The sequence below is a fragment of the Phytohabitans kaempferiae genome (assembly GCF_042433955.1).
In the GTDB taxonomy this organism is placed as follows: Bacteria; Actinomycetota; Actinomycetes; order Mycobacteriales; family Micromonosporaceae; genus Phytohabitans; species Phytohabitans kaempferiae.
This window is the reverse complement of sequence record NZ_JBHLUH010000056.1, coordinates 220,626-244,992: the sequence shown is the minus strand read 5'-3', so window position 1 is coordinate 244,992 and position 24,367 is coordinate 220,626. Positions and strand designations below refer to the sequence as shown.

Below are 24,367 nucleotides of genomic sequence, written 5' to 3'. Positions count from 1 at the left end.
CGGCCTGGACCGCGACGGGCGTCGCGGTAGGTCAGGGTTGGCCGCCGTCGACCGTGATCAGGGCGCCGGTGGTGAAGCTGGACGCGTCTGAGGCGAGGTAGAGGACGGTGCCCACGATCTCGTCGGGCTGGCCGCCCCGGCGCAGCGCGAAGGTGGCGGCCCGGGCGGCGAACGCCTCGGCGTCCCAGTGCCGGCTCACGTCGGTGAGGAACGTGCCGCAGACGATCGCGTTGCAGCGCACCGACGGGCCGTATGTGTGGGCGAGCCCGACCGTGAGGTTGTTGAGCCCCGCCTTGGCCGCCGCGTACGGCAGCACGCCGGCCCGCGGGCGCAGGGCGACGCCGCTGGAGATGTTGACGACGCTGCCGCCCTCGCCGGCCGCCATCCGCGCGCCGACCAGGGCGGAGAGGCGGAACGGGCCCTTGAGGTTGACCCCGATCACCTTGTCGAACAGGGCCTCGCTGACCGAATCGAGAGTGTCGTAGAGCGGGGACATGCCGGCGTTGTTGACCAGCACGTCGACGTGGCCGAAGCGCTCGTACGCGGCGTCGACCAGGCCGGGCAGCTCGTCCCAGTGTCCGACGTGGACGCCGTACGGCAGCGCCGCCCGGCCGGTCTCCGCCGTGATCAGGTCGGCCTGGCGGCGGCACGACTCCAGGTCGCGGCTGGCCACCACGATGTCCGCGCCGGCCCGGGCCAGGCCGAGCCCGATCCGCGCGCCCAGCCCGCGGCTGCCGCCGGTGACCAGCGCGACCTTTCCGGTGAGGTCGAAGGGGGTACCGGCGTAAGGCGAGGACATTGGGGCTCCTTCCAGAGCGGTATTCCTTGTTATGGTAATCATGGATCATGGCGAAAGGGGATGCGGTGCTCTTCGAGTTGCCGGAGTCGTACCTCGCACTGCGGGCCGAGGCCCGGGCCCTCGCCGACTCGGTGCGTGACCGGGCCGCCGAGGCGGACGAGCGGGACGACATCGACCCACACATGCGTGCCGCCCTCGCGAGGAGCGGCCTGACGGCGCTGACCGTGCCCGGCCAGTACGGCGGCCGCGGCGAGCGGGTCGACTCGCTCGCCGTCACCGTGGTCCGCGAGCAGCTCGCCGCGACCAGCGCCCACCTGGACTCGCTCTTCGCCATGCAGGGCATCGGCAGCCACGCGATCGGCGTCGGCGGCTCGCCCGCGGTGCGGGAGCGGTGGCTCGGCCCGATCGGGCGGCTGGAGGCGATCGCCGCGCTCGGGCTGACCGAGCCGGACGTGGGGTCGGACCTGCGCGCCATCACCACCACACTCACCCGGGACGGCGGCGACCTGGTGCTCGACGGGCGCAAGTCGTTCATCACGAACGCCGGTGACGCCGACGTTTACACGATGCTGGCCCGGGACGGCGACGGGTACTCGCTGGTGCTGGTGCCCGCCGACACGCCGGGCGTGACGGTGCTGAAGCCGTACCAGATCATCGCCCCACACGTGCTCGGCGACGTCGTCCTCGACGGCGTACGCGTGCCGGCGGACCACCTGGTCGGCGTGGCGGGGAAGGGCTTCCGGCCGGTGCTGGACACGCTCGCGACGTTCCGCGTATCGGTGGCCGGCGCCGCGGTCGGGATGGCCGAGGCGGCGCTGCGGGAGGCGGTACGCCACGCGACCGGCCGCGAGCAGTTCGGGACGACGCTGGCGCGGCTCGGCCCGGTACCCGCGATGCTGGCCACCTGCTGGACGGAGATCGAGATGGCCCGCGCGCTCGTCTACCGCGCCGCCGCGGCGGCCGCGCGCGACCCGGGCGAAGGGCTGCACCTCTCCACCATGGCCAAGATCGGCGCGACCGAGACCGCCGGTCGGGTCGTGGATCGCTGCGTACAGGTGATGGGGCGCTTCGGCCTGGTCCGCGGCTCGGCGATCGAGCGGCTCTACCGCGAGGCGCGGCCGATGCGGATCTACGAGGGCTCGACCGAGGTGCTGCTCGACGCGCTCGCCAAGCAGTTGGTGCGGCGCTTCTCCGACTAGGGCGTGTCTCACAGGAGCATGCCCGGCCCGCGGCCCGACCGACCCTTATGAAATACGCCTAGACCTTATGAAATACGCCTAGACCGGAGGTGTGACGTGCGCTTCGGGCTCGCGATCCAGAACGACTTCCCGCCGTCCCCGCGCCCGGCCGACCTCATCGCCCCGATGCGCGAGCAGGTGGCGGCGGCCGCCGAGGCCGGCTTCTCCTCGGTGTGGATGTTGCAGCACTACCTGGGCAACATGCCGACGCTCCAGCCGATCCCGGTGCTCGCCGCGCTCGCCGCCGACGCCGGTGAGATGACCGTCGGCACCAACATGCTGATCCTGCCACTGCACCATCCCGTCGAGGTGGCCGAGACGTACGCGACGCTCGACCACATCAGCGGCGGTCGCGCGGTCGCCGGCTTCGGGATGGGGTACCGGGAGAACGAGTTCGAGTCGTTCGGCGTGCCGCTGGGCGAGCGGGTCTCCCGGTACGAGGAGTCGGTGGCGATCGTCCGTGCACTGTGGACAGGCGAGCCGGTCGACTTCGCCGGGCGGCACTACGCGCTGAGGAGCCAGCGGATCAGCCTGCCGCCGGTACGCCCGGGCGGGCCGCCGATCTGGGTCGGCGCGGGCGCGCACCGCGCCGGGGCCCGGCGGGCGGCCCGGCTCGGCGACGCGTGGATCATCCCGCCGCACGTCACGCCGGACCGGCTGAAGACGGTGCTGCGCTGGTACCGGGCCGAACTGGAGGCGGCCGGCGCGACCGGCGAGCGGGACGTGGTCGTACGCCGGGAGCTGGTGCTCGACCCCGACCCGGAGCGGGCGATGGCGACCGGCCGGCGGGCGCGCGGCGCGCTGACCCAGGCGTACAGCGCGTTCAACGCCCCGGACGCGACCGAGAGCTACCGGCAGTTGACCGACGCGCGGGCGGCCGACGACGTGGCGGCCCACTCGTACCTGTTCACCACGCCGGAGGAGTGCGTGCGCCGGCTGAAGGAGCTGGCCGGTCTCGGCGTGACGTACGTGATCCTGCGCATGCAGTGGTACGACCTGCCCCAGGAGCGGGTCCTGCGCACTCTCGCCCTCTTCAAGGACGAGGTGCTGCCCCACTTCCAGAAGACCGGAGGAGAGTGACGTGGCGGACGTCGAGGTCGAGCGGCGCGGCTCGACGGTGTGGATCCGGCTCAACCGGCCGGAGCGGCGCAACGCGTACGACGCGCCGATGGCCCACGCGATAGCGGACGCGCTGGAGGCGGCGTCGAGCGCGCGCTCGGTGGTGATCACCGGCTCGGGCGGCAGCTTCTGCGCCGGCGGCGCGCTCACCGGCCTGGCCCGGCCGACCGTCGAGGCGATGCGCGGGCTGTACCGGGCCTCGCTGCGCCTCTTCGACGCGGTGCGGCAGTGCCCGCGCCCGGTGATCGCCGCGATCGGCGGGGCGGCGGCCGGCGGCGGCAACGAACTCGTGGTCGCCTGCGACCTGGCGGTGGCGACCCGCTCGGCGACGTTCGGGCAGACCGGACCCCGGGTCGGGAGCGCGCCGGTCACCGGGGCGACCAACGTGCTCTCGATCCAGATCGGCGAGAAGCGGGCCAAGGAGATGGCCATGCTGTGCCGCCGGTACAGCGCGGACCAGGCCCTGGCGCTGGGCCTGGTCAACGAGGTCGTGGACGACGGCGCGCTGGAGGAGCGGGTCGGCGAGATCTGCGCCGAGATCGAGGCGCTCAGCCCGCGCTACCTGGAGATCACCAAGACCAGCTCGAACATCTGGTGGAACGCGGCCCGCGACTCCTTCAGCACCGGCGTGGGCATGCTGGTGCAGGCGGTCGGCAGCCCCGACATGGTGGAGGGCGCCAACGCCTTCCTGGAGAAGCGCCCCCCACGCTTCCCCGATCCGGCCTGAAACAAGAGATTTTGGGCTACCGCGACGCCCGCCGTGGTCAAGACCGCCGCTCCCGCGGCCGCATTCTCCGCCGCCACGCACGGGCTGAGCTAGGGCATCCGCTCGTACGCGGGGATGGTCAGGAACTCCGCGAAGTCGTCGGAGAGCGCCATCTCGGTGAAGAGCGCGCGGGCGTCCGCCCACCGGCCGCCGTCCTGCGGGATGGTGGCCAGCTCCTCGTCGAGCAGCCGCTCGACCAGCTCGCGGGTCACCACCTGGCCGCTGTCCAGCCGCACCCCGTTGTGCAGCCACTGCCACACCTGGGAGCGGGAGATCTCGGCGGTGGCGGCGTCCTCCATGAGGTTGTTGATGCCGACCGCCCCGGTGCCGCGCAGCCAGGACTCCAGGTAGCGCACGCCGACGCCGATGTTGCCGCGCAGGCCGGCCTCGGTCACCGCGCCCGGAGTCGCGCGCACGTCGAGCAACTGCCCGGCGGTCACGCGCACCTCGTCGCGCGTGTTGTCGACCTGGTGCGGGCGGTCGCCGAGCACCGCGTCGAAGACCTCGGTGCAGAGCCCCACCATCGCCGGATGCGCGACCCACGAGCCGTCGAAGCCGTCGCCCGCCTCGCGGGTCTTGTCGCCGCGCACCTTCTCGAACGCGGCCGTGTTGATCGCCTCGTCGCGGCTGGGGATGAACGCCGCCATGCCGCCGATCGCGTGCGCGCCGCGCCGGTGGCAGGTGCGCACGAGCAGCTCGGTGTACGCGCGCATGAACGGCACGGTCATGGTCACCGAATTGCGGTCGGGGAGCAGGAAGTCGTCGCCGCGCGTGCGGAACTTCTTGATGACCGAGAACATGTAGTCCCACCGGCCCGCGTTGAGGCCGGCGGAGTGGTCGCGCAGCTCGTACAGGATCTCGTCCATCTCGAACGCGGCCGGGTAGGTCTCGATCAGCACGGTGGCCCGGATCGTGCCGTGCGGGATGCCCAAAGTGGACTGTGCGTGCGTGAAGACGTCGTTCCACAGCCGGGCCTCGCGGTGCCCCTCCAGCTTGGGCAGGTAGAAGTACGGCCCGACACCGGCGTCGATCAGCCGCCGCGCGCAGTGGAAGAAGTAGAGCCCGAAGTCGACCAGCGCGCCGGCCATCCGCTCGCCGTCGACCAGGATGTGCTTCTCGGTGAGGTGCAAGCCGCGCGGGCGTACGACGATCGTGGCCGACTCGCCGCGCAGCTCGTACACCTTGCCGTCGGGCGAGGTGAAGCTGATCGTGCGGTCGATGGCGTCGCGCAGGTTGAGCTGGCCCTCGACCATGTTCTCCCAGAGCGGCGTGTTCGCGTCCTCGAAGTCGGCGAGCCACACGCGAGCGCCGGAGTTGAGCGCGTTGATCGTCATCTTCCGGTCGGTCGGGCCGGTGATCTCGGCGCGGCGGTCGACCAGGCCGGGGGCGTGCGGCGCGACGCGCCACGAGTCGTCCTCGCGGATGTCCTTGGTCTCGGGGAGGAAGTCGAGCGTGCCGCCGGCGGCCAGCTCCGCGTACCGCCGGTCGCGCTCGGCCAGCAGCTCGCGCCGCCTCGCCTCGAAGCGCCGGTGCAGGTCGGCCAGGAACGCCAGCGCGTCGGCCGTGAGGATCTCGTCGTAGCGGTCATGCAGAGGGGCGACAACCTGAGCGGACATGGCCCCCATCCTGAGGTACCCGCCGCTTTTCCGCAACGAGGATCGATTTTTCCATTAGGTGGAAAACTCGGCTGCCAATGTGGACGCCGCCGCGGCCAGTACCGGTACGGCGGAGCGGACCAGGTCGTCCGTCATCCGGGTCACCGGGCCGGAGATCGACACCGCCATGGGCACGGCAAGGTCGACCGGGGGGAGCGCCACCGCGACGCACTTGACGCCGGGCTCCTCTTCCTCGTCGTCGATCGCGTAGCCGTCGCCGCGTACCCGGTCGAGCTCGGCCCGCAGCGACTCGGGCGACCTCGGCCCGTGCTCGACCAGCGTGCGCGCCCGGCGCTCGGGCAGTTGGGCCAGCATCGCCTTGCCCACCGCGGTCGTGTGTACGCCGGCCCGGCGGCCGACCTCGGTGAACATCCGCATCGAGTGGCGGCCGGGCACCTGCGCCACGTACACCACGTGCTGGCCGTCGAGCTTGGCCAGGTTGGCGCTCTCGTCGAGCCGGTCCACGACCCGCTGGAGGTGCGGGGTGGCCCAGCGGGCGACCAGGTGGCCGGTGGCCTCGCCGAGCCGGGCGACCTTCATGCCCAGCGCGTACGTCCGGTTTGCCTCCTGCCGCACGTATCCGGCGGCGACCAGCGTCCGAAGCAGACGGTGGATCGTGGACACCGGTAGCTTCGACGCGTCGCGCAGCTCGGTCACCGACGCCGTACCGCCGGCCGCCGCGAGCGCCTCCAGCAACTGGAACGCGCGCAGGATCGACTGCACCGGCGCGGCCTCGTCAGGCATCGGCCACGCTGGGGTCGAGGTGGGCGTGCGGGACGCGCCGGGGCGGCAGCAGCTCGTCGGGTACGCCGAGCCCGACGAGGACGAACCGCGCGATGCGCCGCCAGTCGTTCTGAGTGGTCGCGCGGTCGGTGGCCAGCCGCCAGGACATGCCGCCACAGAAGAACGCGACGTCCTCGTCGGTCACCTCGGGGCGGATCACGCCGGCCATGCGGGCCTCGTCGGTCAGCTCGGCGATCGTGCGCCGCGACGCGCTGTGCACCTCGACCATCTCCGGCGTCGGGCGCCCCGCGAACAGCTCGAGGTAGAGCCGGTTGGCCTGGTTGTACTCGAACGCGCCGAAGACGAAGTCGACCAGCCCGACCCCGCTGCCGGCGGACCGCTGCTGCGCGTCCAGCGCGATCCGGTGGATCTGCGCGAACTGGCTTGTCGCGACCGCGATCTGCAACGCCTGTCGGGTCGGGAAGCTGCGGTAGACCGTGGTGCGGCTGACCCCGGCGCGGGTCGCGATCTGCTCGACGGTGCCGAGCATCCCGTTTTCGGCGAAGATCTCCAGTGCGGCGTGGACCACCAGGTCGCGGTTGCGTCGGCCGTCGCTGCGCAGGAGGCGGCCGTCCGCGCTCGCGATGCTGCGCATGACGCCCTCAGCCGTGGCGCTCCGTTTCATGCCGCCGAGTATGGCTCACCGGCCGCCGGCCGCGCTCCCACCGGCGTACCTATTGCCCCGAACGGATCTTCCTCGTAGTCTCCGAAACGTACGGTCGTGTTCGTTTATTGGAGGACGCCCGTGAGAGTCCACGTGGAAACCGAGCGTTGTCAGGGCCACGGCGTCTGCGTCGTGACGGCCCCCGCTCTCTTCGAGTTCCAGGACGACGGCAAGGCGGTGGCCGCGGCACGCGAGCTGGCGCCCGCCGATCTCGACGGGGCGCGGGCGGCCGAGGCGAGCTGCCCGGAGTTGGCGATCGTCATCGAAGGAAAGCTTTCGGCAGCGAGGGAAAGCTGAGGACGCCATGACACAGGCCATCGAGGAACACGCCGGGATGACCCGCGTCGCCGCGTACCACGAGGTGCAGGAGGTGCTGCGCTCGTACGGGTTCTGGCCGTCGATGTTCGTCCGGGTCAGCGGTCCGCTGCTGGAGGGCACGCTGATGACGCTCAGCGTCGAGGAGCACCTCAAGCGGCGGCGCACCGAGGTGGTGATGTTCTCCCGGGCCCAGCTGATGGACTACGAGCTGCGCACCGTGGTGCCGTCCCTGCGCCAGCAGCTCGACGCGGCGCTCGCCGGCCCCGACCCGATCCCCAAGGTCGACATCATGGACGTGATGCGCACGGCGCTGCTGCGCGTGACCGCGAAGGTGGTCGGCGTCGACGGCCTCGACGACCCGGCCGAGGTCGAGGAGGTGCGCGAGCTGGCCGAGCACTTCGGCGAGGGCTCCTCCGCCGAGTGGGCCATCCACGACCGGGAGGCGGTGGTCGCCGCCGCCGTGGCCGCGAAGGACCGGTTCGGCGAGCGCTTCTTCGGGCCGGCCCGCCGCCGCCGTGCGGCCATGCTGGCGGCCGCCGCGCGAGGCGAGATCGACGAGGCCGCCGTGCCCAACGACCTCATCACGCTGCTGTTGCGCAACTACGGCGACTGGGAGGACGAGAAGCTGCTGCGCGAGGTGGTCTTCTACGTCACCGCGTCGGCCAACACCACCACGCACCTCGCGCCGCACGTGCTCCAGGAGGTGCTGCGGCACTTCGCGCGCCATCCCGGCGACCGGGCCAAGGCGGGCGACCTGTCGTTCCTGCAACGGGCGGTGAGCGAAGGGCTGCGGCTGCATCCGACCGTACCGGCGCTGCTGCGGCTGGCTCTGGAGGACGTCACGCTGCCCAGCGGGCGTACGTACGCGGCGGGGGAGCAGCTCCTGCTCGACCTCAACGCGGCCAACCGCGACGAGAGCGTGTTCGGGCCGACCGCGGGGGAGTTCGACCCGTACCGGCCGCTTCCGCCGCGCACCACCGCGTACGGGCTGGCCTTCGGCGACGGGGCGCACACCTGCCTGGGCCGGCAGGTGGCGGTCGGCGCGGGCAACGGCTCGGTCGACCGCGACGACATCCCGGCCGGCGTACTGACCCGGCTGCTGCACGAGGTGCTGCGGTACGCGCCCGCCATCGACCCCACCGACCCGCCGATCTTCCGCGACAACACCGCGACCATGCGGTTCGCCCGCTTCCCGGTCGTGCTGCACGGGCGCCCGTCCGACTCGGGCGCCGCCAGCCGCTGCCCCGTACGCGTTTAGGAGGTACGCAATGGTCGAGATGTACCGGATGCCGATCGGGTTCGGCCCGTCGCTGGGTCCCCGGCAGGGCCCCGACGGACGCCGGTTCACCGGCGAGCCGAGCCGCACCAACCTGGTCACCTGCGCGTACCGGACCGACCCTGAGCGCCTGGCCGCCGTGCTGCCGCCGCCGTTCGTGCCCGCGCCCGACCCGGTGGTGACCGTACGGGTACTGCACAACCTGGGCTTCCCGTGGCTGGCCGGCCGCGCCTACAACTACTTCGAGGTGCTCTTCCGCGCGGTGCACCGCGGCTCGGCCGGCGAGACCGAGGGCGACTTCGTCGCGGTGATGTGGGAGAGCAAGGCCGACCCGATCATCGTGGGCCGCGACGAGGCCGGGCATCCCAAGCTCTTCGCCGACGTGCCCGAACCCGCCAGCGTGGACGGTGACCTGATCTGCACGGCGAGCTGGGAGGGGTTCGAGTTCGGTCGCCTGCGGGCCGAGGGCGTGACGCTCGGCGACTGGCCGTACGACCGGGAGGAGAGCACCGACTTCGCCGACTCGTCGACCGGCATCGCGCAGCGGCCGAGGTTCAACTACAAGTACATCCCGAGCACGGCCGAGGTCGGCAAGGCCTCGGTCGAAGAAGTGATCATGATCCCGGCCGGCGTGTACCAGCAGAAGATCCTCGACCGCTGGAGCGGTGCCGGGCGGGTCGACTGGACCCGGGCCCGCTGGGAGGACCTGCCGACCTTCGCCCAGGTGGTCAACGGCCTGGCCGACCTGCCACAGGTCGAGCAGCTCGGCGCGACGCTGACGCGTTTCGTCAAGCTGACCAACGACCTCCGCGACGACATGCGCGTACTCGACTGACCAGCGGCCCGTAGGTCGGCGGGCGCCGCGGCGTCCGCTGGGTCGCGGCTTGTCCGGGGAAGATCCTTGACCCAATTCTATGTGCATCATTAACCTGATCTAACGGCGAAGGGAGGGGTAGGCGATGAGTTTCGTCATCGACGCCGACCGCAGCGCGGCCAACCTCGAGGGCAACGTGCTTGCCCGGTTCGACCTGGCGCTCGACCACGCGAAGGACCCGTTCCCGCTGTTCGCCGAGTACCGGGCGCACGACCCGGTGCACTGGGGGCTCCCCAGCGACCCGCGACTGCCCGGCCTCTGGTACCTCTTCCGGCACGCCGACTGCTCGGCGCTGTTCCGGCTCAGCGTGGACCGGCCGGAGGCGCTCGGCGCCACGCCAGCCGGGCTCGGCTGGGACTTCGGGGCCGGCGCGCCGCCCGAGACGCAGTCCTACTTCGCGCTGCGCAGGTCGTTCCTGACCGCGATGAACGACCCGGACCACGCCCGCGTCCGTGCGGTCATCGCCGGCTACTTCACACCGCAGCGCGTGGCGGCCTTCCGCCCGCGCCTGGAGGAGATCGTCTCCGGGCTCTTCGACGAGATGGAGGCCGAGGCGTCCGGCACCGGGCGGTTCGACTTCGCCGCGATGCTCGCCCACCGGCTGCCGCTGATCGTGATGTCCGAGCTGATGGGCGTGCCGCCGGAGGACCGCGAGCACGTGCTCGGCCTCTCCGACCGGCTGATGCAGGGCTTCGACGTTGACGGCTCGTTCGACCGCGTGATCGTGGCGGCCGAGGGCGCCGAGGGGTTCGCTGGCTACCTCGACGGGCTCTTCGCGGCGCGCCGGCGCGGCGAGGTGGACGACGTCATCGGCGCGATCGTGGCCGCCGCCGACGAGGAGCGGATGTCCGAGCCGGAGCTGTACGGCACCATCTCCACGCTGCTTCAGGCCGGGCAGTCCCCGGCGATGGGGCTGCTCGGCGTCGGCGCGCTCGGCCTGCTCCAGCAACGCGACCGCTTCGACGAGCTGGCCGCCGACCCGGACCGGCTGGTCGTACCGGCGACCGAGGAGCTGCTGCGCTGGGTCAGCCCGGCGCAGGCCCCGCCGCCGCGCTGGATCTACGAGGACGTGGAGATCGGCGGCCGGCTGCTGCGCCGGGGCGAGGCTGCGGTGGCCCTGATCGGCGCGGCCAACCGTGACCCCGCGGTCTTCCCCGACCCGGACCGCATCGACTTCACCCGGCGACCCAACCCGCACCTGGCCTTCGGCGGCGGCATCCACCGGTGCCTCGGCTCGACGCTGGCCCGGCTGGAGGGACAGGTCGTCCTCAAGCAACTGGTGACCCGCTTCCCGACCGTCGACCTGGACCCCTCCGGCGAGCTGGTGTTCCAGGACCGGCACATCGCGCGGGCCCTGATCCACCTGCCGCTGGTGATCCGTTAGGCATGGAAGGTAGGAACGTCGTGACCTCCACCGAACCGCTCGGCTGCCCGGTCAGCCACACCGACTACCGCCACGACGGCCCGATCCTCTCGCATTACGCCACGGCGTCCGCCGAGCGCGAGGCGGCGCCCTTCTACTTCAACGACTCCACCAACCGTCCATTCTGGATGATCACTCGGTACGAGCATGTGCTGGAGGCCATCCAGATGCCGGAGTACTTCTCCAACGCGGTCTCCAACGCGCTCAGCCCGGACCGCAAGATGCGCTTCATGCCCAACAACCTGGACGGCGAGGAGCACGTGCGGCTGCGGCGGGTACTCAACCGCTGGTTCTCGCCGGCCGCCGTGCGCGGTCTGGACGCCCTGGCCCGGCAGCGCGCGCGGGAGCTGGTCGAGGAGGTGGCGCCGCTGGGCGGGACCGACCTGGTCGAGGGTTTCGCGCTGCGGTACCCCACCGAGATGTTCCTGGCCACGATCGGCATGCCGGTCGAGGACGGCCCGAAGTTCCTGGGCTGGGTCGACGCGCTCTTCAGCAACCTCTACAAAGGACCGGAGGCCGAGGCGGCGGTCGCGTCGATCCTCGACTACTTCGACGGGGCGATCGAAGACCGGCGGAGCGGCCCACGCGACCCGGAGACCGACTTCCTCAGCCGGATGCTGCACCCCGAGCACGGGCCGGGGTGGCTGAGCAAGGATGACCTCAAGACGGTCTGCCTGTCGCTCGTCACGGCCGGGCTGGACACGACCCGCAGCGGCCTCGGCTACGTCTTCGCCCACCTCGCCACGCACCCCGAGGACCGGCGGCGGCTCGTCGACGACCCGGGCCTGGTGCCCCGGGCCATCGAGGAGTTCATGCGCCTCTACTCGCTGATCCTCCAGGAGGGGCGGCTGGTGGTGAAGGACATCGACTTCCACGGCCTGCCGATGAAGGCCGGCGACATCGTCTGGCTCGGCGTCGCCTCGGCCAACCGCGACCCGCGCAAGTTCGAGTGCCCGGACGAGTTCCGGCTGGACCGCGAGAACACCGGCCACCACCTCGGCTTCGGCGCCGGCGTACACCGCTGCCTCGGCATGCACCTGGCCCGTCACGAGATCGAGGTCGTGGTGCGCGAGTGGCACCGGCAGATCCCGGAGTACGAGCTGGCGCCCGGCACCGAGCTGATCGAGCGTGGCCACCAGCTGAGCCTGCGTTCGCTGCCGCTGGTCTGGTCGGCGTGACCGGGGAGCGGATCGTCGTCGTCGGCGGTGGGCTGGGCGGGCTGCGTACCGTCGAGGCCCTGCGCCGCCTCGGCCACCGCGGCGCGATCACGCTGGTCAGCGACGAGCAGGTGGTCCCGTACGACCGGCCGCCGCTCTCCAAGCAGCTGCTCGACCAGCATCGGCTGCTGGAGCCGCCGTACCTGCGCGCGCCTGACGCGTACGCGGACCTGTGCGACCTGGTCCTCGGTCGCCGCGCGGCCCGGCTCGACGTGGCCGGCCGGGCGGTGGTCCTGGACGACGGCACCGAGGTCCCGTACACCTCGGCGGTGCTCGCCACCGGCACCACGCCGCGGCACCTGCCGCTGTTCGCCGACGTCGGGCACACCGTCCGCACGTATACGGACGCCGTGCGGCTGCGCCAGGCGATCCTCAAGCACGAGAAGCTGGCGATCGTCGGCGGCGGCTTCATGGGGTGCGAGATCGCCTCGGCCGCCGCCGCGACCGGCACTCCGGTGACGCTGGTCGAGACCGCGCCGACCCCGCTGCACGGGGTGCTCGGTCCGGCGGTCGGCGGCCACGTCCGCGACCTCCAGGCCGCCGACGGTGTCGACGTGCGCTGCGGCGTCGCGGTCTCCGACGTCCAGCGACTCGGCGACGAGTACCGGCTGGTGCTCTCCGCCGCGGAGACCGTCGAGGCCGCCGTGGTGGCGGTCTGCGTCGGGGTACGGCCGGCCGTGGACTGGCTGGCCGACTCCGGCCTGGAACTGGCCGACGGCATCGTGTGCGACGCGTTCGGCGAGACCTCGGCCCGGGGCGTGTACGCGGTGGGCGACGCGGCCGCCTGGCGCTACCCAAGCTCGGCGGCGCCGGCGCGGGTCGAGCACTGGACCACCACCGCGGCCCAGGCGCTCGCCGTGGCCGGCAACCTGCTCGCCGCGCGGGAGGCCCGGCAGCCGCTCGACCCGCTGCACTACTTCTGGAGCGACCAGTGCCGCACCAAGTTGCAGTGCTTCGGCCTGCCCCGGCCCGGCGACGAGGTCGAGACGCGCGTCTGCGCCGACGGCCGGTCGCTGCTGGCCGCGTACGGCGACGGTAAGCGGACCACCGCCGTGCTCGGCATCGGCCGGCCCAAGCAGGTGCTGGCCCTGCGCGGCCGGCTGATGTCCGGTGACTCGTTCGCCGAGGTGGCCGGCGCCGTCCGCGAACTCGCGGCTGCCTAATGATCCGGATCGGAGGGAAGCGACCATGACGACAGGTGCCGGCGACGAGGGCTTCACGGTGGAGGTCGACCGGGTCGCCTGCGAGGGCCACGCGCTCTGCCTCATCTACGCCGCGGAGGTCTTCGACGTGGACGACGAGGAGCGCGCGGTCGTGCTGCTCGACCCGGTGCCGGCCACGTTGCGCGGCGCGGTCGAGGAGTCCGCCAACAACTGCCCGGTACAGGCCATCCACGTGCGCGACCGCACCGCCGCGGCATCATGAGTGACCGGCGTAATGGGGATGTCGCGGTCGTCACCGGGGCGGCGAGCGGCATCGGGGCGGCGACCGCGCGGCTGCTCGCCGACCGCGGCTGGCGGGTCGTGCTCGCCGACGTGCAGGGCGAGCAGGTGGAGGAGCTGGCGTGGCGGATCGGGCCGGCGGCCCGGGCGCTCCGCGTCGACGTGGCGCGGGAGGAGGACGTCTCGGCCGCGGTGGACCTGGCCGTCGAGGCGTTCGGGCGGCTCGACCTGATGTTCGCCAACGCGGGCGTCTTCGGCGCGTACGGGCCGGTCCACACCGCCGACATGGCCGCCGTGGACACCACCTGGGCGATCAACCTGCGCGGGGTGTTCCTGTCGATGAAGCACGCCGCCCGGGTCATGCGGCCCCGGGGCAGCGGCGTCATCGTGGCGACCACGAGCCCGGCCGCGGTGGTCGGCGGCGTGGGCAACCACGCGTACAGCGCGGCGAAGGCCGGCATCCTCGGGCTGATGCGCTCGGTCGCCGGCGAGCTGCGCCCGCACGGCATCCGGGTCAACGCGGTCATGCCCGGCCCGACCGCCACGCCGATGAACGCCGACCTCGCCACCGGCGACGCCACCGCGATCGAGCGCACCGTGGAGCTGCTCAAGTCGCGTACCGACGGCAAGCGGCCGGCGTTCGCCGAGGACATCGCTGAGGCGGTGGCATTCCTGGCGAGCCCGGCCGCCGAGATGATCACGGCGCACACGCTGGTGGTGGACGGGGGCTTCACCGCGATACCGGGCGACTCGCGCTGGACCAAGGGTGAGAACGCCGCCGGCGGCGCGATATTCGAGGCCGGCCGGCGGGCGACCTGATGGCGGCCCGCGTGCGGGTCGCGGTGGTGGGCGCGGTCTCGAACGCCGTCTCCGGCGCGCTGTTCCTGCCGGTCCGGACGATCACGCGCAGCGCCGCGGCGCGGGGCGTACCCACGCCGGTGCTGTCCACGCTCCGTCTGCTCGTAGCCGCCCGGGAGGAGTTGCCGGAGGTGTAGACGCCGCCTCGTACGTCTCCGACGAGTCGATCGAGGTCGGTGGCGGCCTGCCCCAGGCGTTCTTCGCGCGGTGCCGCGCCAGGGATCGGCAAGGCCGACCGGCGCGGCTCAGGGCTGTGCGCGACCGAACAGGTGAGCTCGATCCGGCGTTCTGTTCACGGGTGCTACGGGATTGTTTCGGTTCCTTGACAGCCACTTCCCTTCCTACCATTATCAGTGATTACAAGATCGCCCCCGATCAACGTCGCGAGGGGAGCCGAATGACCCAGCAGATGATCAACGGCGCGGTGCTCTGCGCGGTCTACGTGCTATTCAGCCTGGGTCTCACCCTGTCCTGGGGTGCGCTCGACGTGCTGAACCTGGCGCACGGGGCACTGATGATGTTCAGTGCCTTCACCGCGTACGTCGTGACCGAGTTCGTAGACCTGCCACTTCCACTGCTGTTCGTGGTCGGCGTCGGTACCGCCGGCGTCTGCACACTGTTGCTCGACGTCATCGTTTTTCGACATATCCGTGCGAAGGTCGCCGACAAGCGACAAGCCGAGCTGCTCACGCTGATCGCGGGCGTGGGCGCGGCGGGCATCCCGGTGACGCTCGCGGTGGCGTACACACACGACAGTCCGTTCGGCATCGGGCACCTGGACTGGACCGCGTACCGCCTCGGCGAGCACACGCAGATCTCCACCATCCAGATCATGATCATCCTGCTCGGTGCCGCGCTCTGCACCGCTCTGGCGATGTGGGTCTCCCGCACACGCACCGGGCGGGCGCTGCGAGCGGTCGCGTACGACGGGGAGACCGCCGAGCTGATGGGCGTCAACACGCGGGCCCTGTCCGCGGTGACCATGCTGATCGCCGGGTCGCTCGCCGGGCTGGCCGGCATGCTGCTGGTGATCTACCTCGGGGCGCTCACCCCGGCCAGCGGCGAGCCGTTCATGCTCAAGGGCTTCGCGATCATCATCCTCGGCTCGGTCGGCAGCGTCTGGGGTACGGCGATCGGCGCGGTCGTACTGGCCGCCACCGAGACCGTCGTCATCTCGCAGACGTCCGGGACCTGGGTCGACGCGATCTCCTTCGCGATCATCCTCCTGGTCATCCTGCTGCGTCCCCAGGGCGTGGTGGGCAAGGGATTGGCGGAGCGGGTATGACGAGCTGGTACTTCAGCCATCTCACGCTGATCCAGGGCATGCTGATCAGCATCCCGCTGGCGTTGAGCGTGCAGATCGCGTTGCGCTCGGGCGTTTTCAGCTTCGCCAGCATCGGCTTCTACGGCGTCGGCGCGTACGGCACCGGCATCCTGACCATGCGCGGCTGGCCGGTCCTTCCGGCGATGCTGCTGATGATCCTCATCTCCGGGCTCGTCGCGTACCTGATGTCCGCGCCGCTGATCCGGCTGCGCGGCCTCTACCTCGGCATGGTCACCTTCGCGTTCGACCTGATCCTCACCGTGGTGGCGACCAACGGCGGGTCGCTGACCGGCGGCGCGCTCGGCCTGCTCGGCGTACCCCTCGGGGTCGGCACCGGCGGCCTGCTCGCCGCCGCGGTCGTCGCGATCATCCTGGTCAGCCAGCTCGAACGGCGGTCGGTCGGCCGTGCGCTGGTCGGCATCAAGGCGAGCGAGGAACTGGTGATGAGCGTCGGCGTGGACCTGCGGCGCCGCAAGCGCACGGTCTTCGCGATTTCGGCCGCGCTCGGTGCGCTCTCCGGCTCGCTGTACGTCTCGACGTTCAGCACCGTCTCGCCGACCTCGGCCGGCTTCACACTGATCATCACCACGCTGACGATGGCCGTCATCGGCGGTACCTCGTCGTGGATCGGCGCGGTGATCGGCACGATCATCATCACCTGGCTGCCCAGCTTGGCCGCGACCATCGGCGAGTACCAGCACCTCGTCTACGGCGTGGTCCTGGTCCTCGTGGTCATGTACGCCCCCGAGGGGGTGCTCGGCGCGCTGCGCTGGCTCTGGCACAAGCTCGCCCCGAAGGTCGGTGCTGGACGTCCGCGCGGCGGGGCACCGGCGCTCGCCGGCGGGCCACCGGGCGGCCCGCCACCGGACCGTGGCACGGCGGAGAAGGCCGAGCCGGTCCCCGCCGACCGGGTGAAGGGTTGACGCCGATGACGCAAGCGACGACACACGCATCGGGCGGCGCGGCGCCCTCGGCGCCGGTGCCGAGCCTGGAGGTACGGGACGCGGCGGTGAACCTCGGCGGTGTGAAGGCGCTCGACGGGGTGTCGCTGACCGTGGAGAGCGGCCGGCTCTACGGCCTCGCCGGCCCGAACGGCTCCGGCAAGAGCACGCTGCTCGCCGCCATCTCCCGGCTGCTCGACCTGACCAGCGGGAGCATCCTGGTCGGCGGCGAGGACGTCATGCGCCGCACGCCGTTCCAGGTCGCCCGGATGGGCCTGGCCCGCACGTTCCAGACGGTACGGCTGATGCCGCAGTTCTCGGTGCTGGAGAACGCGATGCTCGGCGCCGACCAGTCGGTCTACGGGGGGTCGTTCCTCCGGCAGTGGCTGATGCCGTGGTGGACGCGGAGCCGGGAGGCGGAGGTACGGGCCCGCGCCGAGGCGGCACTGGAGCGGCTGCACCTGACGGACCTGCGCGACGAGCGGCCGCTGAGCCTGTCGTACGGCGTACAGCGCAAGGTGGAGATCGCCCGGGCGCTCGCCGCCGAGCCGCGCCTGCTCCTGCTCGACGAGCCGACCGCCGGCATGAACCGCGCCGAGCGGGACGAGATCGGCGAGCTGTTGCTGCGGCTGCGGCACGAGGGCGTGACCCAGGTCCTGGTCGAGCACGACCTGAAGATGATGGTCGACATCTGCGACCACCTGTACGTGCTGGACAGCGGCCACCTGATCGGGTCCGGGCGGCCCGCCGAGGTGATCCGCGAGCCGAAGGTCGTCGAGGCGTACCTGGGAAGGGGGCGTCGTGCCGCTGCTTGAGATCTCCAATGTGTCGGTCCGGTACGGTGCGGTCACCGCCGTGCGGGACTTCTCCGGCTCGGTCGGCGACGGCGACGTCGTGGTCGTGCTCGGCTCGAACGGCGCCGGCAAGTCCTCGCTGCTCCGCTCGATCGTGGGCCTGGTGCCCAAGGCCGGCGGGCGGGTCGTCTTCGACGGGGTGGACATCACCCGCTGGCGTACCAACCGGATCGTCAAGGCCGGCATCGCGCTGGTGCCCGAGGGGCGGCGCATCTTCAGCCCGCTCTCGGTGCGGGACAACCTGCTGATCGGCGCGTACGCGCGGACCAGCCGGACCGAGAAGGCGAAGCTTCTTGAGGAGATCTACGAGCGCTTCCCGGTGCTCGCCGACCGCCGCGACCGGCAGGCGGGCCTGCTCAGCGGCGGCGAGCAGCAGATGCTCGCCTTCGGCCGGGCGCTCATGGGCTCACCGAAGCTGATGATGATGGACGAGCCCTCGATGGGGCTCGCGCCGGTCGCGGTCGACACGGTGATGACCACCGTGCAGTCGATCGCCGAGTCCGGCATCGCGGTGCTGATGGTCGAGCAGAACGCGGCCATGGCACAGGAGCTGGCGACGAGCGCCATCGTGATGGAACGCGGGGAGATCACCGAAGTGGACACGACGGGCCGGGTCAAGACCGGCGTCGGCACTCTCAGCGGCTTCGTCGACCTGCCGGACGAGCCAGCCGACCGCTGACCTGCACGCCAAGCCGCGAAGGCGGCTCATGCGGCGACAAATCTATGCGCATCTTATGAACGGATTGCCGTTGCGTGACAACTGTGATCAAACTTATGATGCAGATCATAGTCCTAGATACGCCTAGGCACACAGGTGAAGGACGATGCTCGTGGACAGTCACACAAGGCGCTCGCGGCGGCCCCAGATGCTGCTCGCCACCGGTGCCGCCATAGCGCTCACCGCCGCCGGTTGCGGCGGGGGAGGTACCGAGGGCGGCGGCGATGCCGGCCTGCCCGCCACCATCAAGGTCGTCGCGATCTCGGAGACCTCCGGGTTCGCCGGCCCGGCCGGCAAGGCCAGCGAGAACGGGCAGAAGGTCGCGCTCGAGGAGATCAACAGCAGCGGCTTCCTCGGCGACTCCAAGCTCGAAATCGAGTTCAAGGACACCGGCAGCCAGCCCGCCCAGGGCGTCGCGATGCTCAACCAGGCGATCCAGTCGAAGGCCAGCGTCGTGCTCGGCTCGATCCTGTCGACCGTGGTGGCCGCGGAGGCACCGCTCGCCGAGCGCTCCAAGGTGCCCATGATCTACCTCTCCAGCAGCGGCGAGTTCGCCGAGGGCAGCAAGTACGTCTGGGCCGCAACGCCCCCCGCCGACCAGTACTTCCACTGGGAGACGAAGTACCTGCGCGACAAGGGCGCCAAGAACGTCGCCATCATCTACAACCAGGACGTCTCCAGCACGCAGAAGTGGGCCGACTCCACCCTGCCGCCGCTGCTCCAGGAGGCCGGGCTCAACGTCGTCGCCAAGGAGGCCTCGCCAACCGCGGCCACCGACGCGACCGGCGTGGTGTCCAAAGTGGTCGCCCGCAACCCGGACGCGGTGGTGGTACTCGCCTCCGGCACCGCCAACAACGCGATCGTGCTGGCCCTGCGCCGGGCCAACTTCGGCGGGATCATCGTCGGCTCGATCGGCATGGCCGGCGCGATCAACCCGCTCGGGGCACAGGGCAACGGCGTGTTCTGGCCGACGAACTTCAGCAACCTCGTGGACAACCCGCAGGTCAAGAACTTCAACGAGCGGTACCAGAAGATGTTCGACGCGCTGCCGAACAACTACGCCGCCGCCGCGTACGACGAGGTGTGGTTCCTGGCCCGGGCGCTCAAGCAGGCCAACAGCACCGATCGCGAGGCGATCAACACGGCGCTCCAGGAGGTCGGCGCGGCCGGCTTCGACGGCGCGCTCGGGAAGATCACCTACAAGAACAACGTCTCGCAGGCGCCCGGACTGCTGATCGAGTGGCGCGACGAGAAGGAGGTCCCGGTCGAGGGGTACGGCGCCTGATGCCCGCCGCGAACCGGGTCGTCGAGGGGATGGACGAAGCCGAGCTGCTCGGCTTCGTCTCCCGCGCCGCCGTCGCCGCCGTCCAGCGCGCCGCCGCGACGTCACCGCTGTACCGGTGGCTCTACGCCCGCACCGACCTTCGACCCGAGCGGCTGCGGACGCTCGACGACGTGCGGCGCCACGTGCCGATGGCGAGCAAGCAGGATCTGCTGGACTTCCAGCGGACGCTGCCCGGCGGAGGTGCCGAGCCGACCAGCCAGTCGGTGCGGCAGCTCCATCTGACCAGCGGCACCAGCGGTGCGGGGCGGGAGATCTACCCCCGTGACGCGTGGGACCTCGCCGGGCTGGGCATCCCCGGGGCGTACGAGTACCTCTGGGCCGGCCTGGTGCCGGGGGACCGGTTGATGCTGACCATCCCGTACAGCCAGACGATGGCCGGCCCGTACTTCCAGGAGACCTGTGCGGCGGCCGGCCTGGTGCCGGTCAACGGCTTCGCCGCGAACACCGCCGACCGGCTGCGCGACCTGTACCGCTTCGCCTGCGCCGGCATCTCCGCCACACCGTCCTATGTGCACCGGCTCACGCTGGAGGCGCGGGAGGCGGGGCTGCGGCCGGCGAAGGACCTGCCCTCGCTGAAGGCCATCTTCCTCTCCGGCGAGCCGTACGGCGCCTCCTGGGCGCACGACACCGCCGAGTTCTGGGGCGCGACGGTGTGCGAGGGCTGGGGCGCGACCCAGACGCTCGGCGTCGCCATGTGCACCTGCGAGCGGGGCGCGGTGGCGGTGGACGGCGACGGTACTCCGCGGCACGCCATGCTGCACGGTCTCGACCACCGGTGCTGGATCGAGGTCGTGGACGCCGCCGGCGAACCGGTGGCGCCGGGCGAGACCGGCGAGATCGTGGTGACCACACTGCGTCCCGGCGGCCAGCCGGCGATCCGCTTCCGGATGGCCGACAAGGTGCGGCTGCTCGCGCCCGGGTCCTGCGGCTGCGGCCGGCGTACGTCCTGCTACGCCGCGGGCACGATCGGACGGGTCGACGACATGTTGAAGATCCGCGGCATGAACGTGTGGCCGGACGCGATGGACGCGGTGCTGCTGCGCGCGCCGGTGGTCGACTACCGCGGCCGTGTCTACAGCGACGAGCGCGGCCGGGAGTCGGTCGAGGTGACCATCGCGTTCGCCGCCGGTACGTCGCCGGAGTCGGTGGCCGAGCTGCCGTCGCGGCTCCGCCAGGAGGTCAAGCAGGCGGTCGGGATCAGCGTCGACATCTCCGTGGTCGACCCGCGGCAGATGCCCGAGCAGCAGTTCAAGTCACGGCGCTGGAGTGACGACCGGGTCGTACGCGCGGGGGTGGGCAATGGCTGAGAACGGTGTGGGCGACCTGCGCGCGGCGACCGCGCAGGCGTGGCGGGCGGTCGAGCGGATGCGCGCCCGCCTGGACGACCTCGGCGGCGGTGGCGTGCTCGGTGTGCTCGGCGAGCGCATCGCCGCGCTGCTCGGCGAGTTCGCCTGGGAGATCGGCATGGTCGACCCGGCGGAGGCGCCACCGGGGACCCGCCTCGACCACGTCGGCATCGTCGTGCGCGACCTGCGGGCGGCCGCCACGCTCTACGGCGACCTGCTCGGCGGGACGCTCGTCACCGGTGGCGTCCACCACGGGGTGGGCGTGCGGAGCATGCACTTCACGTATCCGGGCGGGCCCGGCGGCACCTCCGGCGGGACGAAGGTCGAACTGCTCGAGCCGATGCGGCCCGGCCCGATCGCGCGTTTCCTGGAGGCGCGGGGCAGTGGCGGCATGCACCACCTCACCTTCTTCACGCCCGACCTCACCAATGCCATCGACGACCTCGCGCGGGGCGGGCTGACGGTGGTCGACATCGACCGCAGCGCCCCGGAGTGGCACGAGGCGTATCTCAGCCCGCGTGACACGCAGGGCTGCCTTGTCCAGATCGCACAGAGCCCCGACATCGAACGGGTTGCTGGCATCACCGTCGACTCCGTACTGCGCGACGAGTGGGAGTGGCGGGACCACGTACCGCGGCGGGTCACGACCGAGGCAAGGCGGTGAGGACGTGTACGACGTACTGAGCGGCATCCGAGTAGTCGAGCTTTCCACCTGGACGATGGTTCCCTCCTGTGGCGCGGTGTGCGCCGAGTGGGGCGCGGAGGTCATCAAGGTCGAGCATCCGAAGGGCGACCCGCAGCGGAACATCAGGTTCACCCCGTCCTGGGACGAGCCGGCCGCCATGACCATGACGCACCTGCCCAACCGGGGCAAGCGCAGCGTCGCGCTCGACCTGCACGCCGAAAGCGGCCGGGAGGTGCTGCTGCGGCTGGTCGCCTCGGCCGACGTCTTCCTCACCAACTTCCTCGCGCCCGCGCGGCGCAAGCTCCGCGTCGACGTCGACGATCTGCGCGCGGTCAACCCCCGGCTCGTGTACGCCAAAGCCACCGGCCAGGGCCCGAAGGGACCCGAGGCCGACCTGGGCGGGTACGACATCTCCGCCGGCTGGGGGCGGCCGAGCATGGCCGCGCAGATGATGGCGTTCGGCGCCGACGAGCCGCCCGCGATGCCGCCCGGCATGGTCGACCTGCAGGCCGGCTTCAACCTCGCCGCGGGGATCGCCGGCGCGCTGCTCAAGCGGGAGCGCACCGGCCAACCGTCCGTTGTGGACGTTTCGCTGCTCTCCGCGGCGCTCTGGATGCTCGGGCCGAACCTGTCGGCGGCGTACTACGACTCGGAGATCCTGCACGCCACCGGCCGGTACGACCCCGCACACGGCGCGCTGACCAACAGCTACCGCACCAGCGACGGCCGCTGGCTGTACCTCGTGTTCATCGAGCCGGACCGGTACTGGCACGACTTCTGCCGCCGCATCGAGCGGCCCGACCTGGCCGCCGACCCGCGCTTCGCCACCGCCGAGGTACGCGCGCGGCACGTCAAGGAGTGCGTGGAGGCGCTGGACGAGGTCTTCGCCAGCCGCACGCTGGCGCAGTGGCGGGTCGCGTTCGACGGCATGGAGGGGCCGTGGGCGGCGGTGCAGACCGCGGCCGAGACCGTACGCGACCCGCAGGTGATCGCCAACGGCTACATCGGTGCGGCCGACGGCTTCGCGCTCGTCTCGAACCCGGTGCAGTTCGACGGGGAGCCGGTCGGTGACCTGAAGATGGCCCCGGCGGTGGGCGAGCACGGCGACGAGGTGCTGGCCGCGCTCGGCTACGACGCGGGCGAGATCCAGGACCTGCGGGAGAAGGGGGTACTCGGATGACGCCCGGCGAGGTCGTCGCGAAGACCGTCGGCGCGGAGGAGATCTCGTACTCCGCCGTCCGCCGGTACGTCGAGGCGCACGAGATGGAGTGGCCGCTCTACAGCGACGCCGACGCGGCCCGGGCGCACGGCCACGACACGGTGATCGCGCCGTGGTCGATGCTGCTCACCGCCGCGATGCCGGCGTACTGGGCGCCGGGCGAGGAGCCGCTGAAGCCGGGGACGCTGCCGCCGTTCATGTGGACCAAGCTCGACCTGCCCGGCTCGGAGATGGTGACCACCAGCGTCGACCTGGAGTTCCTGGAGCCGCTGCGGATCGGCGACCGGATCGAGACCACGTACCGGATCGTGCGCGAGACGCCCAAGACCACACGGGTCGGCGAGGGCGTGTACGTCGACTTCGAGCTTGAGTTCCGCCGCCAGGACGGCACGGTGGTCGCGGTGGAGCGCACGTCGATCTACAGCTACACGCCGTCGGCGCCGTCGCCATCCGCTTCCTCACCGCCGCCGGTGCCGGCCACGTCGTCGGCGCCGCCCGGGCCGGTCGGTAGCGCCTCGTCTCCCCACGCCGGTGACCTCGTCGGCCCGCTGTCGATGCACCTGTCGTTGCAGCGGCTGGTCATGGTCTCCGGCGCCAACCGCGACTTCGCGCCCACGCACATCGACAACGAGGCGGCCCGGGAGGGCGGCGCCCCGGCCGCGTACGCCGACATCATGTTCATCTTCACGATGATCGACCGGCTGCTGCTGGAGTGGGCCGGCCCTTCGGCGGTGCTGCGCCGGATCGGCCCGGTGAAGCTGCACGACTTCGTGCTCTCCGGCGAGGACCTGGCGGTCACCGGTACGGTCCGTGACGTCGCGGAGGCCACCGCCTCGGACGGCCGTGCGGGCACCGAGGTCGAGGTCGAGATCGCCTTCACCCAGGGAGCGCGCCGCCCGGTCACCGGCCGCGGCCGCGTCTGGACCCCGGCCTAGCCGGCTCCAGGGCCCAGTCCTGAAGCCCGGCCCTCACTCTTACCTTCACCGGCGGATCGAACCGCGGAGGGCGAGGCTGCGGGAGCAACGGCCTGGACCACGACGGACGTCGCGGTAGCCCGGATCTGTCTTTTGAACGGACGGTCTAGAGATCTTTCGCGGTCGCGAGGTCCGCGTTTCCGTCGCGGTTCGATTCTGGTGTGACTGAGGGGAGCTGCCGCGATGCCCGTCGTGCTCAGGGCCGCTGCTCCCGCAGCCTCACCCCGCGCGGTCCACGACCAAAGTGTCCGCGATCGTAAGCCCTGACCGCGAAAGATTTCGGTGTCGAGTGGTCGCGTGGGTTGGGCCGCGTTCGGACCTGGTGTGGTGTGTTGGAGAAGCTGTCGAGTTGGGCGCACCGGTGCGCCCAGCACCGGGACGGGCGCTGGATGCGTGGCTGCGTGGCGTGTGTGCCGGGTCCGCTGGGCCTGCCGCGCCCGACGTGGCCGGGGCGTGGGCTATGTCGGGGACATGGCCCTTTCAGACCGGCCGCGAGGGGCTATGTCCCTGACATAGCCGCGTCGCGAAG

25 protein-coding genes are annotated in these 24,367 nt (G+C 71.5%); 21 read left to right on the top strand and 4 right to left on the bottom strand.

What is annotated here, in order from left to right:
• Positions 1-31: 31 nt before the first annotated feature.
• Complete coding sequence (locus ACFFIA_RS26570) at positions 32-799, bottom strand: SDR family NAD(P)-dependent oxidoreductase (protein ID WP_377255209.1); 768 nt, start codon at positions 797-799, stop codon at positions 32-34.
• Between the two features lie 47 nt (positions 800-846).
• Between ACFFIA_RS26570 and ACFFIA_RS26565 the strand changes: the two genes are divergently transcribed.
• The 3 genes from ACFFIA_RS26565 (at position 847) to ACFFIA_RS26555 (ending at position 3,883) form a co-directional block, all read left to right on the top strand.
• Entirely contained in the window at positions 847-1,998 is a 1,152-nt protein-coding gene (locus ACFFIA_RS26565) for an acyl-CoA dehydrogenase family protein (RefSeq protein ID WP_377255206.1), read from the top strand.
• A 96-nt stretch (positions 1,999-2,094) separates the two neighbouring features.
• Positions 2,095-3,117: an LLM class flavin-dependent oxidoreductase gene (locus ACFFIA_RS26560; protein WP_377255203.1), complete on the top strand. Its 1,023-nt coding sequence runs from the start codon at positions 2,095-2,097 to the stop codon at positions 3,115-3,117.
• Position 3,118: 1 nt separating this feature from the next.
• Complete coding sequence (locus ACFFIA_RS26555; protein ID WP_377255200.1) at positions 3,119-3,883, top strand: enoyl-CoA hydratase/isomerase family protein; 765 nt, start codon at positions 3,119-3,121, stop codon at positions 3,881-3,883.
• Between the two features lie 89 nt (positions 3,884-3,972).
• On the opposite strand, the gene aceB is transcribed toward ACFFIA_RS26555, so the two are convergent.
• From aceB to ACFFIA_RS26540, 3 genes are read right to left on the bottom strand one after another with little or no spacing between them, the layout of a single operon-like run.
• On the bottom strand, positions 3,973-5,538 hold the full coding sequence (gene aceB, locus ACFFIA_RS26550; RefSeq protein ID WP_377255198.1) for a malate synthase A: 1,566 nt from the start codon (positions 5,536-5,538) through the stop codon (positions 3,973-3,975).
• Positions 5,539-5,592: 54 nt separating this feature from the next.
• On the bottom strand, positions 5,593-6,321 hold the full coding sequence (locus tag ACFFIA_RS26545) for an IclR family transcriptional regulator (RefSeq protein ID WP_377255195.1): 729 nt from the start codon (positions 6,319-6,321) through the stop codon (positions 5,593-5,595).
• A complete protein-coding gene (locus tag ACFFIA_RS26540; protein ID WP_377255193.1) occupies positions 6,314-6,985 on the bottom strand; it encodes a TetR/AcrR family transcriptional regulator in 672 nt (223 codons plus the stop codon). Before ACFFIA_RS26540 ends, ACFFIA_RS26545 begins: the two co-directional genes overlap by 8 nt.
• 96 nt (positions 6,986-7,081) lie before the next feature.
• Between ACFFIA_RS26540 and ACFFIA_RS26535 the strand changes: the two genes are divergently transcribed.
• From ACFFIA_RS26535 to ACFFIA_RS26450, 18 genes are all read left to right on the top strand, one after another.
• Positions 7,082-7,321 carry a ferredoxin gene (locus tag ACFFIA_RS26535; RefSeq protein ID WP_377255191.1) on the top strand — a complete coding sequence of 80 codons (240 nt, stop codon included), beginning with the start codon at positions 7,082-7,084 and terminating at the stop codon, positions 7,319-7,321.
• A 7-nt stretch (positions 7,322-7,328) separates the two neighbouring features.
• Positions 7,329-8,600 carry a cytochrome P450 gene (locus ACFFIA_RS26530; protein ID WP_377255189.1) on the top strand — a complete coding sequence of 424 codons (1,272 nt, stop codon included), beginning with the start codon at positions 7,329-7,331 and terminating at the stop codon, positions 8,598-8,600.
• A gap of 10 nt (positions 8,601-8,610) precedes the next feature.
• Positions 8,611-9,453: an acetoacetate decarboxylase family protein gene (locus tag ACFFIA_RS26525; protein WP_377255187.1), complete on the top strand. Its 843-nt coding sequence runs from the start codon at positions 8,611-8,613 to the stop codon at positions 9,451-9,453.
• A 124-nt stretch (positions 9,454-9,577) separates the two neighbouring features.
• Positions 9,578-10,876 (top strand): cytochrome P450, encoded by a 1,299-nt coding sequence (locus tag ACFFIA_RS26520; protein WP_377255184.1) that lies wholly within the window; start codon positions 9,578-9,580, stop codon positions 10,874-10,876.
• Positions 10,877-10,896: 20 nt separating this feature from the next.
• Positions 10,897-12,093, top strand: a complete 1,197-nt coding sequence (locus ACFFIA_RS26515; protein WP_377255181.1) for a cytochrome P450 — start codon at positions 10,897-10,899, stop codon at positions 12,091-12,093.
• A complete protein-coding gene (locus ACFFIA_RS26510; protein ID WP_377255179.1) occupies positions 12,090-13,295 on the top strand; it encodes an NAD(P)/FAD-dependent oxidoreductase in 1,206 nt (401 codons plus the stop codon). Before ACFFIA_RS26515 ends, ACFFIA_RS26510 begins: the two co-directional genes overlap by 4 nt.
• Before the next feature lie 25 nt (positions 13,296-13,320).
• Positions 13,321-13,557: a ferredoxin gene (locus tag ACFFIA_RS26505; protein ID WP_377255176.1), complete on the top strand. Its 237-nt coding sequence runs from the start codon at positions 13,321-13,323 to the stop codon at positions 13,555-13,557.
• Positions 13,554-14,393 (top strand): SDR family NAD(P)-dependent oxidoreductase, encoded by an 840-nt coding sequence (locus ACFFIA_RS26500; RefSeq protein ID WP_377255173.1) that lies wholly within the window; start codon positions 13,554-13,556, stop codon positions 14,391-14,393. Before ACFFIA_RS26505 ends, ACFFIA_RS26500 begins: the two co-directional genes overlap by 4 nt.
• Positions 14,393-14,569: a hypothetical protein gene (locus tag ACFFIA_RS26495; protein ID WP_377255170.1), complete on the top strand. Its 177-nt coding sequence runs from the start codon at positions 14,393-14,395 to the stop codon at positions 14,567-14,569. Before ACFFIA_RS26500 ends, ACFFIA_RS26495 begins: the two co-directional genes overlap by 1 nt.
• Positions 14,570-14,829: 260 nt before the next feature.
• Positions 14,830-15,717, top strand: coding sequence for a branched-chain amino acid ABC transporter permease (locus ACFFIA_RS26490; protein WP_377255167.1), 888 nt, complete (start codon positions 14,830-14,832; stop codon positions 15,715-15,717).
• A complete protein-coding gene (locus ACFFIA_RS26485) occupies positions 15,714-16,679 on the top strand; it encodes a branched-chain amino acid ABC transporter permease (protein ID WP_377255164.1) in 966 nt (321 codons plus the stop codon). The genes ACFFIA_RS26490 and ACFFIA_RS26485 overlap by 4 nt, the downstream gene beginning before the upstream one ends.
• A gap of 5 nt (positions 16,680-16,684) precedes the next feature.
• Entirely contained in the window at positions 16,685-17,512 is an 828-nt protein-coding gene (locus ACFFIA_RS26480; RefSeq protein WP_377255160.1) for an ABC transporter ATP-binding protein, read from the top strand.
• Positions 17,499-18,230 carry an ABC transporter ATP-binding protein gene (locus ACFFIA_RS26475; RefSeq protein WP_377255158.1) on the top strand — a complete coding sequence of 244 codons (732 nt, stop codon included), beginning with the start codon at positions 17,499-17,501 and terminating at the stop codon, positions 18,228-18,230. The genes ACFFIA_RS26480 and ACFFIA_RS26475 overlap by 14 nt, the downstream gene beginning before the upstream one ends.
• A gap of 145 nt (positions 18,231-18,375) precedes the next feature.
• On the top strand, positions 18,376-19,554 hold the full coding sequence (locus ACFFIA_RS26470; RefSeq protein ID WP_377255155.1) for an ABC transporter substrate-binding protein: 1,179 nt from the start codon (positions 18,376-18,378) through the stop codon (positions 19,552-19,554).
• Positions 19,554-20,921, top strand: coding sequence for a phenylacetate--CoA ligase family protein (locus ACFFIA_RS26465; RefSeq protein WP_377255153.1), 1,368 nt, complete (start codon positions 19,554-19,556; stop codon positions 20,919-20,921). Before ACFFIA_RS26470 ends, ACFFIA_RS26465 begins: the two co-directional genes overlap by 1 nt.
• Positions 20,914-21,624 carry a VOC family protein gene (locus ACFFIA_RS26460; RefSeq protein ID WP_377255150.1) on the top strand — a complete coding sequence of 237 codons (711 nt, stop codon included), beginning with the start codon at positions 20,914-20,916 and terminating at the stop codon, positions 21,622-21,624. The genes ACFFIA_RS26465 and ACFFIA_RS26460 overlap by 8 nt, the downstream gene beginning before the upstream one ends.
• Positions 21,625-21,628: 4 nt before the next feature.
• A complete protein-coding gene (locus ACFFIA_RS26455) occupies positions 21,629-22,825 on the top strand; it encodes a CaiB/BaiF CoA transferase family protein (RefSeq protein ID WP_377255148.1) in 1,197 nt (398 codons plus the stop codon).
• The gene (locus ACFFIA_RS26450) at positions 22,822-23,799 is read left to right on the top strand and encodes an FAS1-like dehydratase domain-containing protein (protein WP_377255146.1); all 978 of its coding nucleotides are present in this window, start codon (positions 22,822-22,824) and stop codon (positions 23,797-23,799) included. Before ACFFIA_RS26455 ends, ACFFIA_RS26450 begins: the two co-directional genes overlap by 4 nt.
• Positions 23,800-24,367 lie beyond the last annotated feature (568 nt).

Coding starts and splice junctions, on each gene's coding strand:
- ACFFIA_RS26570 (WP_377255209.1), bottom strand. CDS start 799: ATGTCCTCGCCTTACGCCGGTACCCCCTTCGACCTCACCGGAAAGGTC.
- ACFFIA_RS26565 (WP_377255206.1), top strand. CDS start 847: ATGGCGAAAGGGGATGCGGTGCTCTTCGAGTTGCCGGAGTCGTACCTC.
- aceB (WP_377255198.1), bottom strand. CDS start 5,538: ATGTCCGCTCAGGTTGTCGCCCCTCTGCATGACCGCTACGACGAGATC.
- ACFFIA_RS26545 (WP_377255195.1), bottom strand. CDS start 6,321: ATGCCTGACGAGGCCGCGCCGGTGCAGTCGATCCTGCGCGCGTTCCAG.
- ACFFIA_RS26540 (WP_377255193.1), bottom strand. CDS start 6,985: ATGAAACGGAGCGCCACGGCTGAGGGCGTCATGCGCAGCATCGCGAGC.
- ACFFIA_RS26530 (WP_377255189.1), top strand. CDS start 7,329: ATGACACAGGCCATCGAGGAACACGCCGGGATGACCCGCGTCGCCGCG.
- ACFFIA_RS26525 (WP_377255187.1), top strand. CDS start 8,611: ATGGTCGAGATGTACCGGATGCCGATCGGGTTCGGCCCGTCGCTGGGT.
- ACFFIA_RS26520 (WP_377255184.1), top strand. CDS start 9,578: ATGAGTTTCGTCATCGACGCCGACCGCAGCGCGGCCAACCTCGAGGGC.
- ACFFIA_RS26505 (WP_377255176.1), top strand. CDS start 13,321: ATGACGACAGGTGCCGGCGACGAGGGCTTCACGGTGGAGGTCGACCGG.
- ACFFIA_RS26500 (WP_377255173.1), top strand. CDS start 13,554: ATGAGTGACCGGCGTAATGGGGATGTCGCGGTCGTCACCGGGGCGGCG.
- ACFFIA_RS26495 (WP_377255170.1), top strand. CDS start 14,393: ATGGCGGCCCGCGTGCGGGTCGCGGTGGTGGGCGCGGTCTCGAACGCC.
- ACFFIA_RS26490 (WP_377255167.1), top strand. CDS start 14,830: ATGACCCAGCAGATGATCAACGGCGCGGTGCTCTGCGCGGTCTACGTG.
- ACFFIA_RS26485 (WP_377255164.1), top strand. CDS start 15,714: ATGACGAGCTGGTACTTCAGCCATCTCACGCTGATCCAGGGCATGCTG.
- ACFFIA_RS26480 (WP_377255160.1), top strand. CDS start 16,685: ATGACGCAAGCGACGACACACGCATCGGGCGGCGCGGCGCCCTCGGCG.
- ACFFIA_RS26470 (WP_377255155.1), top strand. CDS start 18,376: ATGCTCGTGGACAGTCACACAAGGCGCTCGCGGCGGCCCCAGATGCTG.
- ACFFIA_RS26465 (WP_377255153.1), top strand. CDS start 19,554: ATGCCCGCCGCGAACCGGGTCGTCGAGGGGATGGACGAAGCCGAGCTG.
- ACFFIA_RS26460 (WP_377255150.1), top strand. CDS start 20,914: ATGGCTGAGAACGGTGTGGGCGACCTGCGCGCGGCGACCGCGCAGGCG.
- ACFFIA_RS26450 (WP_377255146.1), top strand. CDS start 22,822: ATGACGCCCGGCGAGGTCGTCGCGAAGACCGTCGGCGCGGAGGAGATC.